This is a genomic window from Herbaspirillum sp. Her2, assembly GCF_057961375.1.
In genome coordinates this window covers 5,426,599-5,442,384 of sequence record NZ_CM176331.1, presented here as the reverse complement: position 1 = coordinate 5,442,384, position 15,786 = coordinate 5,426,599, and the positions used below count along the sequence as shown (strand labels likewise).

The following is a 15,786-nucleotide window of genomic DNA, read 5'->3' as shown; positions in this document are numbered from 1 at the left end:
CTGCCCTATAAAGTTTGGGCACCGGCCATCGCCGCACTGGCATCTTGGCTGGCCTGGGAACAGCCCTTGATGTCGCCGCTGGACATGGTCAAGGAAGATGTACTACTGGCCGGTCCCGTCAACTCCTTGGCACTAGCCCTGAACTCCATCGCCCCCGGCCCATGCACCTCGATGTTGCCGCCCTCGAGTTTCAGCCACGCGCCCTGCGCACTGAACTGCACATGCTGCTTGCCCGTGATCTGCACATCCTTCCCCACGCTGGCCACCGTCACCTGCTTCGCCGCCGTCATCAGGGTCTTTCCCGCCTGGCTCTGCACGCTGACCTTTCCCGATGCAGCATGCAGCGCCATGCCGGCATCCTGAACCGGCTTGCTGGCATCACCGACTTTGCCGTAAGTGAAAAGACTGATCCCTGCCTTGGCCAGATGATGCAGATGGCCCTGGGCAATCTGGTTGATGTCCTTGCCCGCCGTGACGCTGCTGGTCACCCCGGCTGCCAGAATCGCGCTGGCCGGTGTTGCCGCCGCGATGCCGGCCGGACTGGAGAGCTGCAACTGCGGAGCGCTGAAGGCGGTCGCGCCAGTTGTGCTTGCTTCGTTGCCCTCACCACCGCTGCCATTGCCCGATGAAGCCGTGGCACTCGCCTTGAGCACCTCGACCGACTCCGGCAGCGATTCCACCGCGGGCAACTTGCCTGCTTCCGTCTCGCCCTCGAATTTGGCATTGTGCTTCTGGGCGGTCTCCGCCAATTGCTTCTGCTTATCGACGCTGTCCGCCAGCTGCGAAAGCGCACCCCGCACATCCAGCTGCGCCCCCGAACTCTTCTCCGTAGACAACAACAATCCCTGACCGCCGCGAACGGCCGCACTGTAGCGGGTTTTCAGCTCGAAGCCCTGACCGGTGGCAGCCAGGCGCTGATTGTCGGTCTGCTGGCGCAGCAGACCAAGATTCAGTTCGCTGGCACCGTCATGGCCATCCGCATGCTGCTGCAACGAGGCGCGCGACTGGCCGGGGGTATCGTCAAACACCAATTGGTTGTACGCGCCACCGCCGCTCTGGCTGGCACCCAATGCCTGTGTCTTGATACCGGAGAGCACCGCCGCATGCTGGTGCCCGTCCGTATCGCCAGGGAACCACGCCGGTGCATTGCCGGTGGCCGCACCTGCACCCTGCCCGGCCTGGTTGCCCTGGGCATTGTCCTGCCCGCGACCGTTGTACAGCGTGCCGATGACCACCGGACGGTCGATGTCGCCTTCGATGAAGTCGATCAGGACTTCCTGCCCCACGCGCGGCACCGCCTGGCCACCCCAATTGGCGCCCGCCGTCGGCGCAATACCCGCCAGCACCCGAACCCAGGTGCCAGATTGTTCATTGGCTGGCGCGCCAACGTGACCTTCCGGTGCCGGAGAACTCAAGCCGCTGTGACTGCGCTCGCCGCGCTGCCAATGGAATTGCACACGGATCCGGTTATCGCGGTCAGTATGGACCGCCTGTCCCTGCGCGCCGACCACCACGGCCGTCTGCTGGCCGCTCGCCACCGGCTTGGGATGCAGACGCGTTCCCTCAGCATCCGTCAGCAGGGGACGATACGGAATCTTGATGCGGATCGCCTCGAAACGATTGCGGTAAACCGGACGTGCATCGCCGCGCGCAGGCTGCAAGGCGGCATCGAGCAGACTCCCCGCAGCCGCACCCTCGTCCAGTGCAGCTTCGCCCAGCAGACGCCTCGCCTCCGCCTTGAGATCCGCGTTCAGATTGTTGTGCGCCTGGTGAACCACCCGCAGCAGCGCGAACTCGTCATCCGCGCCACCGATATGGTCGTAGTGACCAGTGAGGGTAAAGCTGGTCGCGGGCCTGAGACTGCGCACCGTGCCCGTGCCGGTGAAGATTTCATTGCGCGCCTCGATGGCCTGCATGTGATTGCGCGCCTGGCGTTCGGCCTGCGCACGGTTCTCGTTGGCGTAGACGCCGGGCGCATCGCGCAGGGTCAATACCAGACCGCCCGGTGTTTCGCCCTGGCTGCCGTGGGCATCATCGCCACCGGTACTGCTCATGCTGCTGGCCTCTCGTACTGCGGCCTGGCGGTAGTCCCAGGTCAGGATCTCCACCGCATTGCTCTGCCAGCGGCGCACGCTGCGCCAGCGGTCAATACTGTCCTGCGACATCACCGCTCCCGGCTGGCTGAAGGCGATCTGGTCACGTGCATTGGGCTTGAAGCTGCCGTTGTGGTCAGCGATGACCACAGTGTGCGTTCCCAGGCTGGCGCTGCTCGGGTCGCCGGTGTGCTCGATGTAGTAGAACAGGCCTTCCTCGGCCAGCAGGCGTTCGACGAAAGCGAGATCGGTCTCCTGGTACTGCGTCGCCAGACTGCGCCTGGGGTAGACCGAGGCATCCTGCAAGTCCAGTCGCCAGGCGGGCTGCAGCTTGCCTTGTCCCTGGTAGTCACGGAAGACGGATTCGATGATGTCCGGCACCGTCATGTCCTGGAATACTGCACTGTCGCGCCGATGCTGCAGGAAGGCCAGCCACGGCTCAATGGTCAGCACGTAACGCGCCATGCCGCCATTCGCCCCTTCCATCCGGCAGTCGGTGACGTGGCCATGGAAGGCACGCGGCGCACCATCGGTATCCAGCTCAACCAGCACCGGCTGCCCCAGCAGCTTGCGCAGGGAAATGCCGGCGTTCAGGCTGAGGCAGGAGAGCTGCAGGCGATAACCGGCGATGTCCGCCTTGCCATCCATCGCACCGCGCTCCTCCTGGAACGCACTGATCTGCTCGACGGCCTGCAATTTCTCGGCCATCAGCGTCTCCGCGCCCAGCTCCGCTCCTGCGGCCATGTACAGCCGCATCACCCGCGTGGATTGATTCCACGCCCCCGCCAGGGCGGCGATGGCCGAGGCAATCATGATTGCCCCGCCGTTGATCGGACAAGCTCAGCAGCAGGCGCTGCCGGGTGAAAGAGTGGAGAGGAACACGTCATGATCTTGACCGCTTCGTGAAGATTACTGGATGGTGTACTTGAAATCGCCCTTCTTGCTGGCCGAGACCTTGATGCGGCTGATGCCCTGCCCTTCGGCCATGCGCGCCAATACGCTTTCGGCGATCTCCGGCAAGAGGCTGCCGTTGAGGATGTTGTCCACATTGCGCGCGCCGGAATCAACCTCGGTGCAGCGCGCGAGCACGGCTTCGACCAGCGCCTTGTCGTAGCTGAACTCGGCCTTGTGGTTGCCGGCGATCCGCTTGGCGATGCGCGCCAGCTTGAGATGAATGATCTCGACCAGTACCTCGTCGGCAATCGGGTAATACGGGATGACCTTGAGACGCCCCAGGAAAGCCGGCTTGAAGGCCTTGACCAGCTGGGGCCGGATCAGCGCATCGAGCTCATCCGGGGTGGGCAACTCTTCCGCAGTCTTGTTCAGGCACGCCTGCATCATCTGCGAGGAAGCGACATTGCTGGTGAGGATGATGATGGTGTTCTTGAAGTCGATCTCGCGGCCTTCGCCATCGTCCATCACGCCCTTGTCGAAAACCTGGAAGAACAATTCCAGCACATCCGGGTGCGCCTTCTCCACCTCGTCGAGCAGCACCACGCTATACGGATTGCGCCGCACCGCCTCCGTCAGTACGCCGCCCTCGCCATAGCCGACATAACCCGGCGGCGAACCCTTGAGGCCGGAGACGGTATGGGCTTCCTGGTATTCGCTCATGTTGATGGTGATCAGCTTGCGCTCGCCGCCATACAGCACGTCGGCCAGTGCCAGCGCGGTCTCGGTCTTGCCGACGCCGGACGGTCCGACGAACAGGAACACGCCCTTGGGCTTGCCCGGATCATCCAGATTGGCGCGCGAAGTACGCACGCGCTGTGCGACAGCAGAGGTCGCCTGCGGCTGCCCGAGCACGCGCTCGCGCAGCAAGGCGTCCAGGCCTAGCACGGTCTTGATCTCATCCTTGACCATCTTGCCCAGCGGGATGCCGGTCCAGCCGGCCACGATCTCGGCTACCACATGGCCATCCACTTGGACCGGCACCATCGGGGTCTCGCCCTGATGCTGCTTCAACTCGTCCAGCAACTGCTTCAGTTCGGCGCGCGCAGCATCGGCATCACCGGTGTTGCTACCTTCCTTGTTGGCGTCTTCCAGGGCGGCACGCGCCTGCTGGATGCGCTCATTCAAGCCACGCTCCTGCTCCCAGCGAGTCTGCAGATCGGCCTGTTCAGCCAGGGCCGCGGCGTGTTGTGCCTGCAATTCGGCCAATCGTGCCTGATGCTCGGAGCCGCTGGCGCTCTCGCGCCGCAGTGCGCCGATCTCGGCATCCAGACGCTCGATGCGCCGCGTGACGCCTTCCAGCAGCGCCGGCGTGGCATTCTGTCCCAGCGCCACCTTGGCGCAGGCAGTATCGAGCACGCTGATGGCCTTGTCCGGCAGCTGACGGCCGCTGATGTAGCGATGCGACAGGCGCACGGCTTCGGTGATCGCTTCATCATACACGCGCACGCCAAAGTGCTTTTCCATGAGCGGTGCCATTGCCCGCAGCATGGCGCATGCCACTTCCTCGGTCGGCTCCTCGACCTTGATGACCTGGAAGCGGCGGGCCAATGCGGCATCCTTCTCAAAATACTTCTTGTACTCGCTCCAGGTCGTGGCGGCGATGGTGCGCAACTCGCCACGTGCCAGGGCGGGCTTGAGGAGGTTGGCGGCGTCGTTCTGTCCGGCCTGGCCACCGGCACCGATCATGGTGTGCGCCTCATCGATGAAGAGAATGATGGGATGCGGGCTTTTCTTGACCTCGTCGATCACGTTCTTGAGGCGATTCTCGAACTCGCCCTTGACGCTGGCACCGGCCTGCAGCAGGCCCATGTCCAGCGTATGGATCTCCACGCCCTGCAAGGGCTGCGGCACATCGCCCTGGGCGATGCGCAGGGCCAGGCCCTCCACCACGGCGGTCTTGCCCACGCCGGCCTCACCGGTCAGGATGGGATTGTTCTGGCGGCGGCGCAGCAGGATGTCGACCGCCTGGCGGATCTCGGCGTCACGTCCGATGACCGGGTCGATCTTGCCGTCACGGGCGCGCTCGGTCAGCTGGGTGGTGTACTGGTCCAGCGCCGGGGTCTTGCTGGCAGCGCGCTGCTGCAATTCGCCCACGGGATCGCCGCCTGCGCTGTCCTCTTCACCCGGCTTGCCGCCGGCATCTGCCATCGCGGGCGCTTCCACCGAACCTTCGGTGAGCTTGTGCAGGTCATGCTTCAGTTCGTCGACCTTGAATTTGGCAAACAGCTTGGAACCGCGATAGGCCAGTTGCGACAGCTCGCTCTGGGTCAGCAGCGCCAGCAGCAGGTGGCCGCTGCGGATGGCGGGATTGCCGCTGTCCAGCGAAGCGATCAGCCAGCCATGTTCGAACAAGGTTTGCAAATGAGGAGACAGCACCGGGGTCCGGGTATTGCCGTTCTTGAAGGTGCCGATTTCGCGTTCGAGATCAGCCTGCAGACTGTCGAGACTGATGCCGCTACGTCGCGCGATCAGGCAAAAGTCGGATTGCGGCTGCTCCAGCAGGGCCAGGAACAGGTGTTCCAGGTCCACTTCATACTGGCCGCGCGACATGCACAGCGTGGCTGCGCGTTCCGTGGCCAGGCGCGCGGACTCGTTGAGTTTGCTGATCAGGGATTTCAGGTTGATGCCCATGCTGCGTTTCCTTCCTGCTTTGAATGGCGACAGCCTTGGCGGCCATCTTGGTTTTTGTGGTTTTCTTTCACATCACTGAACGGCAATTTCGTAGCGGATATCGGCACGGTCCCTTGTTTCGGGCGCGGTGGCGATGAAGGTGTCCCAGCCCAGGCGTCCTCCTTCATTTGTGCCCGCAAGCGCCATACCGCGGACATCCTGCGCACGCAGCACCAGCTGCACTTCATATTCGAGCGTCGATCCGGTGAACATGCCCAACATGCGCGCCAAGGCCAGGGAGGCCTTCTTCCCTGGCAGGAACTGCTCGAAATCCTTCATCGCCAGCGGGCCGATACGCAGACGCATGCGCAGGTCGCGCTGCCAGACCCGCTCGCCGGCCATGGCCGTACCGAGTGCCGAATTGGTCGAACCCAGCATGGTCTGGTGTTCGCGCGGCACCTTGTACCAGTAGCCGACGAACTGCTCGATCTGCAACGGCACCGAGAAATACTCGCCCAATACCTTCTGCATGTAGGGTGCCGAGGCGGGACGGTGACGGAAGGCCCCCGCGAAGTGCGCCAGGGATTCGTCGCGGACACCGTTGCCCTCGATATCCTGCAGGCGCTCGCGCAATGAACGGAAACCGAGCCCGGACAGGGACAACAGCAACGGCAGGAAGGTATCGCGGCGGCCGGCTTCGTATTGAAAGGCCAGCCGGTACTTGCTCCACGCCTGATAGAACAGGGCGAGCGAACGCGTGGAAAAGGCATCCAGGAAAGCACGCGGACCTTCATCTCGCTGCTCGATCTGGTGACGGGCGATGCGCTCGGTGTAATGCGCAGGAAGCGAACCGCTGCCGCCCAGGAAGCCCATGAAGGTCGGCGTCAGCCGCACATACTTCATCTGCCCGCTGCGCAGTGCCTGTTCCATGTCAGCGACGGAGACAGTCTCATCTTCGCGCGGCGGATAGGTCTCAATCCCCTCGATTTCACTGGCAGGAAAGCCGAGTACGGTGCGATTGGCAAAGCGCAGGAAATCACTGAGCGCACGTTCATGCGGCACCCCGTTGCGCTTGAACCAGAGTTCGATCATGCGCACGGCCTGGAAAAACTGGAAGCGGTGAGGAGCGGCGAACAGCCGCTCGATCACGCTAGGCTCAAATCTCCGCTGCGTGGCCTGCATTTGAGCAGTTCCTCCCCGGTTCTTTTGGATATCACGGTCAACTGCGAAAAGCTGTTGGCGTGGACGTACAAACCCATGAAGCGATCGATCACGCCGGCGAAGGCGTGCAAGCCGCTGCCGACGAAACCTTCTTCATCCACGGTCAGCTTGACCTCGATGCCGCGCACCAGGCTGGCGAACGGATTGCCCGGCAACCATGCGGTGGTGGCTTTGTGATCGATGGCGGCGATGGCACTGATCTGGCGTTGCGAAATGGGTGAATTGGATTGGTCGTAAAGCGTGAGCATCTCCTGGAAGGCTTCCAGCCCACCCCGCATGAGCGAGAGGTGATTCAGCGAGAGATGCGAGATCAGACGCCATTGCGCGCCGCGTCCGCGCTCGAAGCGCGACGGCAACGTCGGTTTGCGCAACAAGGCGGCGGTGCGGATCACGCCGCCACCTTCCAGACTCAAGTCTCCGCCCGGCAGGCCGTAGGTCAGCAAGGCAGGCAGGTCGCGGTTGGTGCAGGTCAGCTCGATGCTCAGGGTATCGGTCTCGACCTTGGCCGGATCGAAATCGATATCGACGATCGAGATCTCCGTTTCATATCCGGGGCTCTTCAGTGCGACCAATTCGTCACGGCGCATGGCCCAGTAGTGACCATCACTCTCCGGTGCCTGGCCGTGGCGCAGGGAATAGAAGGGGCGGAAACGCGTGATCGATTCGCCTTGCGGCGTCTGGCGCACCAGCTGGACCGAATCAATCGAGTAGACCTCGTAACCGAAGGCACGACGCCCGTCGGGCAGGACCGGGTAGGAGGCACCCGCATGCGTCAGGCGGATCGGATCGCCCCGCTGGCTGAACAGGTTGATGACTGGCGTGCAGCCCAGCAGCAGATTGGCCGCGCTGACGCCGCCAAGCTGGCGGGCGATGTGCGAATCGGCGCGCAAGCCGGACAGGCCCAGGTGCAAGGTGAAGCTTTTGGTCCCGGCCGGCAGGACGGCGAGAATGGCCGACAGATCGATGTCGAAGAAATTGAATTTCTCGGGGAAGGCAAAATACTCGGTCAGCAGGCGATAGGCAGGATGCGATTGCGACGGGAAGTCGATCAGCGCGTCCTCTTCAGCGAACCCCACCTCGGCCAGCGGGACCTTGCGCAGCCCGGTCCAGCGGCCGCTGCGCGGCAGCTCGACCCAGGCAGCCGTGCTGCGCATGAAGAGGCTGTCACGCAGGGCGGCGCAGAACGAGGCCTCGCCATCGATGAAGACGCGCAGCGAGGCCAGGCCCAGCTTGGACAAGGTCACCTGCTCGGTGGTGGTCTCGATGGTGATGGACAGGGAGGATGTCACTGAAGTCGGCAGTACCACTGCCTCGGGGGCATCGATGATGGGAGAAAAGACCGCTTGCGCTAACCGGATGGGCGCGACCGGCACATCGTAAGCGCTCTGGAACCGGCAGATCACGCCCTTCACCGGCCGCGTGGAGAGCGCCGTCCCGCGCGGGATGACGGTGGCGTTGGTCAGCTGCGCAGCCGAGGCTGCAGAGTCCATGCGCGCGATCGAGCAGGAGGGGAAAGGTCGCAGGTAATGCGGATAGAGGACCTCGAACAAGGCCTCGGTGAATTCGGGGTAGTCGTCATCAAGCCGCTTGGAGACCCGCGCGTTGAGCAGCGCATAGGACTGGATCATGCGCTCGATATGTGGATCCTCACAGATCTCGCCGGCCATCAACAGGCTGCCTGCGATCTTGGGATAGCGCTCGGAGAACTCGCGGGAATAGCGCCGCAGGAAGCTCAGCTCGCGCTCGTAATAGGGAAGCAGCTCTTGCACTTAGACTCCTATGCGCGTGGTTCGCGACTTGCTGATCGAATATTGCAGGGTGGACGGCTGCAGGACGGCGTCAAAATTGACGGTCTCGCGCGCCGCATTGACCACGAGCAAGGCACTGATGGCGAAATTGAGGCGGTTGATCGAACCTTCCTGGATCTCCAGCGTGGCCTTGACGTTGCGCAATCGTGGCTCGTGCCGGGAGATGGCTTCTTCCAGGGAATGGCAGATGGCAGTGCGGTCATCCAGGCTGGCCAGGCTCATCCCGGCAAAATCATTGAGACCATAGGCGATGATGGAGGTGCTGCATTCGGGATATTGCTGCAGCAATTCCTCGGGCACGACGGAGCGCGTGTTGAGCATTGCTTCCAGATCGCGTGCGACGGCATCCTTGAGTTCTTCTATGGAAAGGCGGCTGACGACAGGGCTGAAGGAGGAACGCGGTCCATCATTCATCAGCTTGTCAAACAGGCTGGGCGCGAAGCCTTTCATATGCTTTCCCCCGTCTGGTGATCGAATTATCGGGTGGGTGAATCGACTGGCCTGGCCGACCAATCAACGATCTTGATAGTGAATCACACGGTGTTGAAAGCGGAAGTCCGCCGGAGGACCGGCGGACGTCATACGCTTCATGAATGGCTGTTCTTTTGCCGACAGCTCATCCGTTCAGTGCAAGGTTGCCTCAGATGACCTTGTTGGTCGACAGATCCCAACCGCCCGAGGTATTGCCGGCGGTCCCGCCATCCTTCTTCTGCTGGGTGTACTTCCACTTGACGGTGGAGTACTTCAGGCCGACCACTTCGTTCAGGATCTCGCCCGACTCGATGGAGGGAGCGACGCTGCTGATCATGACGTTGGTCAGTTCGATTTCGAAATAGCGGACGCGCTCGCCCTTGCCATCGGCGCGCATGAATTCGAACTTGGCCTTCGGGATGGTCTTCCCCGAGGAAGAGTTTTGCAGCAGCAGCGGCGAAGCCAGGTCAGCCACCTTGGTGAACACGATGTCCTTGTGCTCGCAGCGCTCGGCGGTGTGGCCACCACCGGTCGATGCGGTTGCCGATTTCGGCTGCAGGACTTCCCAGTCAACGGTCTTGCACTCGATCCAATCCTTGTGCAGGTCATCAGTGGATTCACCCTTGATGCCGTCGATTTGCAGATAGACGTCAATTGCCATAACTTATCCTGTAAACATGAGGGAGGAAAAATAGTTAAGATTTACCTGCCTGCGGCAGCTCCGCAACCAGCCGGAGCGACACGGACAGTTCATCCAACTGAAAATGCGGACGCAAGAACGACACGGCGCGATAAACGCCTGGCCGTCCCGGCACTTCCGACACCTGTACCGAAGCTTCGCGCAGCGGGAATTGCGCTTTTGCTTCCTGCGTGGCGTTGTCATCCAGCAGCACGTATTGCGCGATCCAGCGATTGAGGAAGTCTTCGACGTTTGAAGCGGCAGCAAAGCTGCCGATCTTGTCCCGCATCATCGACTTCATGTAGTGAGCGATACGCGAGACGGCAAAGATATATTGCAACTGCGAGGACAGGACCGCGTTGGCATTGGCCGCATCCGTGTTGTACTTCTTGGGCTTCTGAGCGGACTGGGCACCGAAGAAGGCGGCGTAATCCGTGTTCTTGCAGTGGACCAGCGAGATGAAGCCCAGATCCGACAGTTCTTTCTCGCGACGGTCGGTGATGGCGATCTCGGTGGGGCACTTGAGGGCGACTTCGCCTTCATCCGTCTTGAAGGTGTGGGTGGGCAGGTCCTCGACCAGGCCACCACCTTCCACGCCGCGAATGGCCGCGCACCAGCCGAAGTCCTCGAAAGCCTTGGTCAGTTTGCTGCCGAAGGCATAGGCAGCGTTGCACCACAGGTATTTGGAGTGGTCGGTGCCATCCACATCCTCGACGAAGTTGAAGCCTTCAACGGTGGTGCCATCCTTGGGATTAAATGGCAGACGGCCGAGGAAGCGCGGCAGGGTCAGGCCGACATAGCGCGAATCCTCGGATTCGCGGAAGGACTTCCACTTGGCGTATTCCACCGTGTCGAAGACCTTGGACAGGTCGCGTGGCTTGCCCAGGTCGGCATAGCTCTCCAGGCCGAACAGCTCAGGCGATGCGGCGGTGATGAAGGGAGCGTGCGACGCAGCGGCGATGCGCGACATCTGCTCGATGAAGTACATATCTTCAGGCTGGCGCGTGATTTCGTAATCGCCCAGCAAGGCACCGAAAGGCGCGCCACCGAAGGTACCGAATTCTTCTTCATATACCTTCTTGAACATGGCGCTCTGGTCGAATTCCAGGGCCGAGTTGAAGTCCTTGACCAGTTCCTTCTTGGTGGCGTTGAGGATCTTGATCTTCTGATTCTCGCCAACGGTGGTGTTGCGCACCAGGTAGTTCAGGCCTGTCCAGCTGCCTTCGAGCTTCTGGAATTCGGGGGCATGCATGATGGCGCTGACCTGATTCGAGATCAGATGATCCAGTTCGGCAATGCGGGCATCCAGGGTCGCCGACAGGTTGTCGGAGACGACCACCGTCCCTTCCATGACCTGGCTGACCAGTTCGGTGATCAGATCCTTGGCGCGGTCATGCTCGGAAGAGGACTTGGCGACCTTGCTTTGTTCGACGATGTCATCCAGAAGAGTGCTGGCGGCAGCGGCAGGCGCAGCACTTGCGGCAGCTTCGGTATTGGCTTGAGCGGACATGGGAATCTCTTTTACTTGTTGGTTTGCTTGCTGAGTTCGGCCAGCTTCTCGGTGCTGTTGAGCACGTCGCTGAGGATGTCTTCCAGCTTGTCGTTGCCGGCGATCTTGTTGCGCAGATCGGCCAGCTTGGTGCGTGCTTCCAGCAGCTTGCGCAGCGGCTCGACCTGCTGCACCACGGACTCGGGACGGAAGTCTTCCATCGAGCGGAACTTCAGTTCCACCGCGAATTCCCCGCCTTTGTCGGAGAGCTCATTGGAGACGCGATAAACCGCGCGCGGCTCGATGCCCTTCATGACTTCGTCGAAATTGTCGGGATCGATGTTGATGAACTTGCGATCCTTCAGGCGCGGCTGCGGCACCTCCGAGTTGCCGCCAAAATCACCGACCACACCGGTGACGAAGGCCAGTTCCTTCTTCTCGATGGCGTCACCGATCTCGACGTCATACGTCATCTGCACGCGCGGGGGACGCACTTTCTGCAGTTTTTTCTGGATGCTTTCTCTTTTGGCCATGTTTGCTCCGCTGCTGTATTGAGTGAACGCCCCATTCGCCTGAGGCGGCTTGAAAAACGGGGACAGCACAAGCTGCCCCCGCTGGCGCGCCTTACTTCAGATTGCCAAAGGGATTGGGACCGCTGCCACCGCCACTGCTGCCATTGCCGGCATCCGCATCTGCAGCAGGTGCAGGAGCCGCCTTGCGAGCTGCCTTGCCGCGCGGACGGACCGCTGCAACAGGCTTGGCCGGAGCGGGCACCAAGGTGTTTTCGCCGAGGCTTTCACGCAGGATCTTGGTCAGGTCCTGTGCTTCGGTCTTGACCGAACCATTCAATGCATTTTGTGAGCGCAGATCCCCCAGCGACTTGGTGGCCAGACGCAGACCGGAGACGGTCACGATGCTGTTGGCGACCTTGTCGGCGGGATCGCGCTTGAGGGCTTCCTGGGCGTTGACGATCGCATCACTGTAATCACCTGCATCGAAGCGGATCTGGGCGATACGCAGCCAGGGCGTCTTGTCAGCAGGGAAGCGGCTTGCCACCACCTTCAGCACCGACACTGCCTCGTCGGTCTTGCCTTCCGCCTGCGCGGTATTGGCCTGGGCCACTCCGCTTTCCAGCGTGTTCTTGGCCTCATCTTCCGGATTGGGCTTGCCCTGGGTATTGGCACAACCCGCCAACATCACCGCCAGCAACGCCGGAATGATCAGACCTGTCTTGAATTTGCTCGCACACATTGGAAACCACTCCTTATATTTTTGACATTAAGAAAGCCTTGCACGACATCGCGCAAGCAAATTAGTCGGCACCGAAAAATTCCGGAGATTCCTGATTTTTAGGCTGCAAATGAGATGCGACGGCTGTTTTCTGGCGAAATTGATGCTTCTGGAAACCGCACTTTTTCACTACGCCACGTTCCAATCACGACTATCAGGTTGTTGCCCGACTTAATAGTTTTAAGTAATTTGAACTTAAGCTCGTCCAAATGTATCGCATAGACCTTCAAGGGAAAATGCAGTTCCACAATCTGTAAAGACTTCCTAAAATTTTTTCGGCTCGCGAGAAATCGCTCATCAGAAATCCAATAAACCGCACGGGGCAGCGTTGAAAAACCGATTGATTAATCACCTGACAACTGGAGTTGTCATTTTTTCTCTATCCGGCTGCGCGGCCGTCGGCGCGGCCTCCGGGGTCGCCCAGGCCGCCAAGTCCACGCTGGAGGCACTCGGCCTGAAGAAGCCGGACACGCCCGAACTCCCGGACGCCCAGAAGCAGCCGCGTACCGTGCCGATCAAGCTGCACGCGTCCAAGGCGCTCAATGTCGATTCGCAGCAGCGACCGCTGGCCCTGGTGGTAAAAATTTATAAGCTCAAGCAGAACATTAGTTTCCAACAGGCGTCATATGACACGTTCCTGAGTGCGCAAAAAGAAAAGGAAGCCTTGGGAGCCGACCTGCTGGAGGTCAAGGAAGTCACGCTGGTACCGGGCCAGCGCTATGAAATTTCCGAAAAGGTCAGTTATGAGGCCGGCTACATCGGTGTCGTGGCGCTGTTCGTCAATCCTGCACCGCAGCGCTGGCGTGCCGTCTTCAAGGCCGATGAAGCGGAGAAGAATGGCATTACCGTCGGCCTGCAATCCTGCTCATTGACAGTGGGTGCGGGGGCGGTGGCCATCGATATGCAGGGCAAGCCGCTGGAAAAGAATCTGATGCTGGCACCGGTTCAGTGTCATTGAAATTCAAACAACAATTCGCAGGACATCGCGACATGACAATCATCACGACGGGGCAATCCAAGTGAATCACTCCAACAAAGTCCTCTGGGGCGAAGGTCTTTTCCTCCGGCCACAGCATTTCCAGCGCCAGGATCATTATCACGAAACACGCCTGCACCAGACCGCGCTGGCGCTCAATCCCTACTGCTGGGGCATCTCCTCCCTGCAGGTGGACCGCGATGCCCTGAACAACAATACGCTGCGCATCCTCGAACTGTCGGCCATCTTCCAGGACGGGGAAATCTACAAGGCACCGGATGGCGACGACCTGCCCGATCCCATCGAACTGACCGAAATTCCGCTTTCCCAACAATCCGTCACCTTCTACGCGGCCCTGCCGGCACTGAAGAGCTTTGGCAGCAATTTCGTCTCGGGCACCGGCAATCATCAGTCCAGTCGCTACATTCAAGACAACATCGAGACGCCGGATCTTTTCACCGATGCGGCCAAGGCGGAGATGAGCTATTTGAAGAAGGCAGTGCGGCTGGTCTCCGAGAACGAACCGCGCGACTCCCTGGTATGCATTCCGATCGTGCGCTTGCGCCGCGCAAGCTCATCAGGATTCGAACTGGATCCCGATTTCGTCGCCCCCAGCCTGTCGGTGCATGCGGCGCCCTTGCTGTTCCTGCGCCTGCGCCGCCTGCTGGATGCCTTGCAGGCCAAAGTCAGCGCGCTCTACGGACATCATCGCGAACCCAGCAAGAGCGTGGTGGAGTTCCGATCGGGTGACATCACCTCCTTCTGGCTGCTGCATACGGCCAGCACCGCTTACGCCAGCCTCTCGCACTATCTGAACAATCCCCTGCTGCATCCCGAGCGCCTGTATGAACAATTGCTCGGGCTGGCCGGCTCGCTGATGACCTTCTCGCGCAGCCTGGCGCTGGCGGACCTGCCGCCGTATGACCATCGTGATCCTGGTCCGCCGTTTGCGCGGCTCGATGGCATCATCCGCGAGCTGCTCGATACCGTCATCTCGTCACGCTATTTCGCCATCGCCCTGCACGAGAGCAAGCCGTCGTATCACATGGGCATGCTGGACTCGGGCAAGATCGACGAGAAGACCAGTTTCTACCTGGCCGTCAACGCCGACCTGCCGGCCATCGAGCTGGTGGATGTGGTACCGCTGCGCTTCAAGATCGGCGCGCCCGAGGATGTGGAGAAATTCGTGCTGGCCGCACTGCCCGGCGTGAAGCTGGTGCACTCGCCGCAAGTGCCGGCTGCCCTGCCCGTGCGCCCCGATACCTATTACTTCACATTGGAAAGCAAGGGTGCCATGTATGAGCGCATGCTGCAGGCGCAATCGATCTGCATTTATGTACCTTCCGGTATCCGTGACCTCAAACTCGAACTCCTGGCGGTGACGCAATGAACATGACTTCGGCCCCTTCCCTGCTCGATCAGGACCATCTTCCCCCGGCCCAGATGGCCGCCGCGCCGGTCAATGCGCGTTCGCTGCTGGATCTGATGTATGACGGTTTCTACGCGCTCTTCATGCTCAAGAATGGCAGCGCGCCGGTGGATGAAGCTTCCTTCTCGGTGAAGATGCAGAAATTCCTGGGCGATGTGGAACGCAATGCGAAGAAACTCGACGTCTCCCCGGAAGATGTCTACGCCGCCAAATACGCGTTCTGCGCCTCGGTCGATGAAATCATCCTGCGCTCCAGCTTCGGCATCCGCGACGCCTGGGAGCGCCGTCCGCTGCAGCTGACCATGTTCGGCGATCAACTGGCAGGTGAAAATTTCTTCAAGCAGCTGGAAGACCTGCGGGTCCGCGGCAATGCGCACATCCAGGCGCTGGAAGTGTTTCACATGTGCCTGTTGCTGGGGTTCCAGGGCAAGTACGCGCTGGAAGGTCCGGAGAAACTGAATTATCTGACCGCACGACTGGGGGACGAAATCGCCCATCTCAAGGGCAAGAGCGCCGGCTTCGCGCCACATTGGGCGCGGCCTGACGCCATCGTCAACAAGCTGCGCAATGACGTGCCGCTGTGGGTGGTGGCTTCGCTGTTTGCCTTCATCGCCCTGTTCGCCTACCTCGGCTTGAACTGGATGCTGACCAGCGGCACGGAAAACGGACTGGCCGGCTATTCCGATATCGTCAAGCTGGCACCGCGTACCGCTAACCTGACCATCACCCTGCCCTGAACGCGATCTCTCCCCTGATAGTCTTGGAA

12 protein-coding genes are annotated in these 15,786 nt (G+C 61.0%); 3 read left to right on the top strand and 9 right to left on the bottom strand.

Going from position 1 to position 15,786, the window contains the following annotated elements; translation table 11 throughout:
- Nucleotides 1-5: 5 nt before the first annotated feature.
- The 9 genes from ACWHXP_RS24735 to ACWHXP_RS24695 form a co-directional block, all read right to left on the bottom strand.
- Complete coding sequence (locus ACWHXP_RS24735) at nt 6-2,906, bottom strand: type VI secretion system Vgr family protein (protein WP_489634817.1); 2,901 nt, start codon at nt 2,904-2,906, stop codon at nt 6-8.
- A 96-nt stretch (nt 2,907-3,002) separates the two neighbouring features.
- Complete coding sequence (gene tssH / locus ACWHXP_RS24730; protein ID WP_489634818.1) at nt 3,003-5,678, bottom strand: type VI secretion system ATPase TssH; 2,676 nt, start codon at nt 5,676-5,678, stop codon at nt 3,003-3,005.
- Between the two features lie 72 nt (nt 5,679-5,750).
- Nucleotides 5,751-6,839, bottom strand: coding sequence for a type VI secretion system baseplate subunit TssG (tssG, locus tag ACWHXP_RS24725; RefSeq protein WP_489623848.1), 1,089 nt, complete (start codon nt 6,837-6,839; stop codon nt 5,751-5,753).
- Entirely contained in the window at nt 6,803-8,647 is a 1,845-nt protein-coding gene (gene tssF, locus ACWHXP_RS24720) for a type VI secretion system baseplate subunit TssF (protein WP_039783887.1), read from the bottom strand. Before tssF ends, tssG begins: the two co-directional genes overlap by 37 nt.
- Complete coding sequence (tssE, locus tag ACWHXP_RS24715; protein ID WP_134223451.1) at nt 8,648-9,136, bottom strand: type VI secretion system baseplate subunit TssE; 489 nt, start codon at nt 9,134-9,136, stop codon at nt 8,648-8,650.
- Between the two features lie 190 nt (nt 9,137-9,326).
- The gene (locus ACWHXP_RS24710) at nt 9,327-9,818 is read right to left on the bottom strand and encodes an Hcp family type VI secretion system effector (RefSeq protein WP_034330822.1); all 492 of its coding nucleotides are present in this window, start codon (nt 9,816-9,818) and stop codon (nt 9,327-9,329) included.
- Nucleotides 9,819-9,852: 34 nt separating this feature from the next.
- Nucleotides 9,853-11,346, bottom strand: a complete 1,494-nt coding sequence (tssC, locus tag ACWHXP_RS24705; protein WP_034330820.1) for a type VI secretion system contractile sheath large subunit — start codon at nt 11,344-11,346, stop codon at nt 9,853-9,855.
- Between the two features lie 11 nt (nt 11,347-11,357).
- On the bottom strand, nt 11,358-11,858 hold the full coding sequence (gene tssB / locus ACWHXP_RS24700; RefSeq protein ID WP_034330819.1) for a type VI secretion system contractile sheath small subunit: 501 nt from the start codon (nt 11,856-11,858) through the stop codon (nt 11,358-11,360).
- Between the two features lie 91 nt (nt 11,859-11,949).
- The gene (locus ACWHXP_RS24695) at nt 11,950-12,576 is read right to left on the bottom strand and encodes a tetratricopeptide repeat protein (protein ID WP_489634819.1); all 627 of its coding nucleotides are present in this window, start codon (nt 12,574-12,576) and stop codon (nt 11,950-11,952) included.
- A gap of 367 nt (nt 12,577-12,943) precedes the next feature.
- On the opposite strand from ACWHXP_RS24695, the gene tssJ reads away from it, so the two are divergent.
- From tssJ to icmH, 3 genes are all read left to right on the top strand, one after another.
- Complete coding sequence (gene tssJ / locus ACWHXP_RS24690) at nt 12,944-13,573, top strand: type VI secretion system lipoprotein TssJ (protein ID WP_489623850.1); 630 nt, start codon at nt 12,944-12,946, stop codon at nt 13,571-13,573.
- A 61-nt stretch (nt 13,574-13,634) separates the two neighbouring features.
- Nucleotides 13,635-14,981, top strand: coding sequence for a type VI secretion system baseplate subunit TssK (tssK, locus tag ACWHXP_RS24685; RefSeq protein ID WP_489623851.1), 1,347 nt, complete (start codon nt 13,635-13,637; stop codon nt 14,979-14,981).
- Nucleotides 14,982-14,983: 2 nt separating this feature from the next.
- Entirely contained in the window at nt 14,984-15,757 is a 774-nt protein-coding gene (icmH, locus tag ACWHXP_RS24680; RefSeq protein WP_371925474.1) for a type IVB secretion system protein IcmH/DotU, read from the top strand.
- The last annotated feature ends 29 nt before the right edge of the window (nt 15,758-15,786 follow it).

Coding starts and splice junctions, on each gene's coding strand:
- ACWHXP_RS24735 (WP_489634817.1), bottom strand. CDS start 2,906: ATGATTGCCTCGGCCATCGCCGCCCTGGCGGGGGCGTGGAATCAATCC.
- tssH (WP_489634818.1), bottom strand. CDS start 5,678: ATGGGCATCAACCTGAAATCCCTGATCAGCAAACTCAACGAGTCCGCG.
- tssG (WP_489623848.1), bottom strand. CDS start 6,839: ATGCAGGCCACGCAGCGGAGATTTGAGCCTAGCGTGATCGAGCGGCTG.
- tssE (WP_134223451.1), bottom strand. CDS start 9,136: ATGAAAGGCTTCGCGCCCAGCCTGTTTGACAAGCTGATGAATGATGGA.
- ACWHXP_RS24710 (WP_034330822.1), bottom strand. CDS start 9,818: ATGGCAATTGACGTCTATCTGCAAATCGACGGCATCAAGGGTGAATCC.
- tssC (WP_034330820.1), bottom strand. CDS start 11,346: ATGTCCGCTCAAGCCAATACCGAAGCTGCCGCAAGTGCTGCGCCTGCC.
- tssB (WP_034330819.1), bottom strand. CDS start 11,858: ATGGCCAAAAGAGAAAGCATCCAGAAAAAACTGCAGAAAGTGCGTCCC.
- ACWHXP_RS24695 (WP_489634819.1), bottom strand. CDS start 12,576: ATGTGTGCGAGCAAATTCAAGACAGGTCTGATCATTCCGGCGTTGCTG.
- icmH (WP_371925474.1), top strand. CDS start 14,984: ATGACTTCGGCCCCTTCCCTGCTCGATCAGGACCATCTTCCCCCGGCC.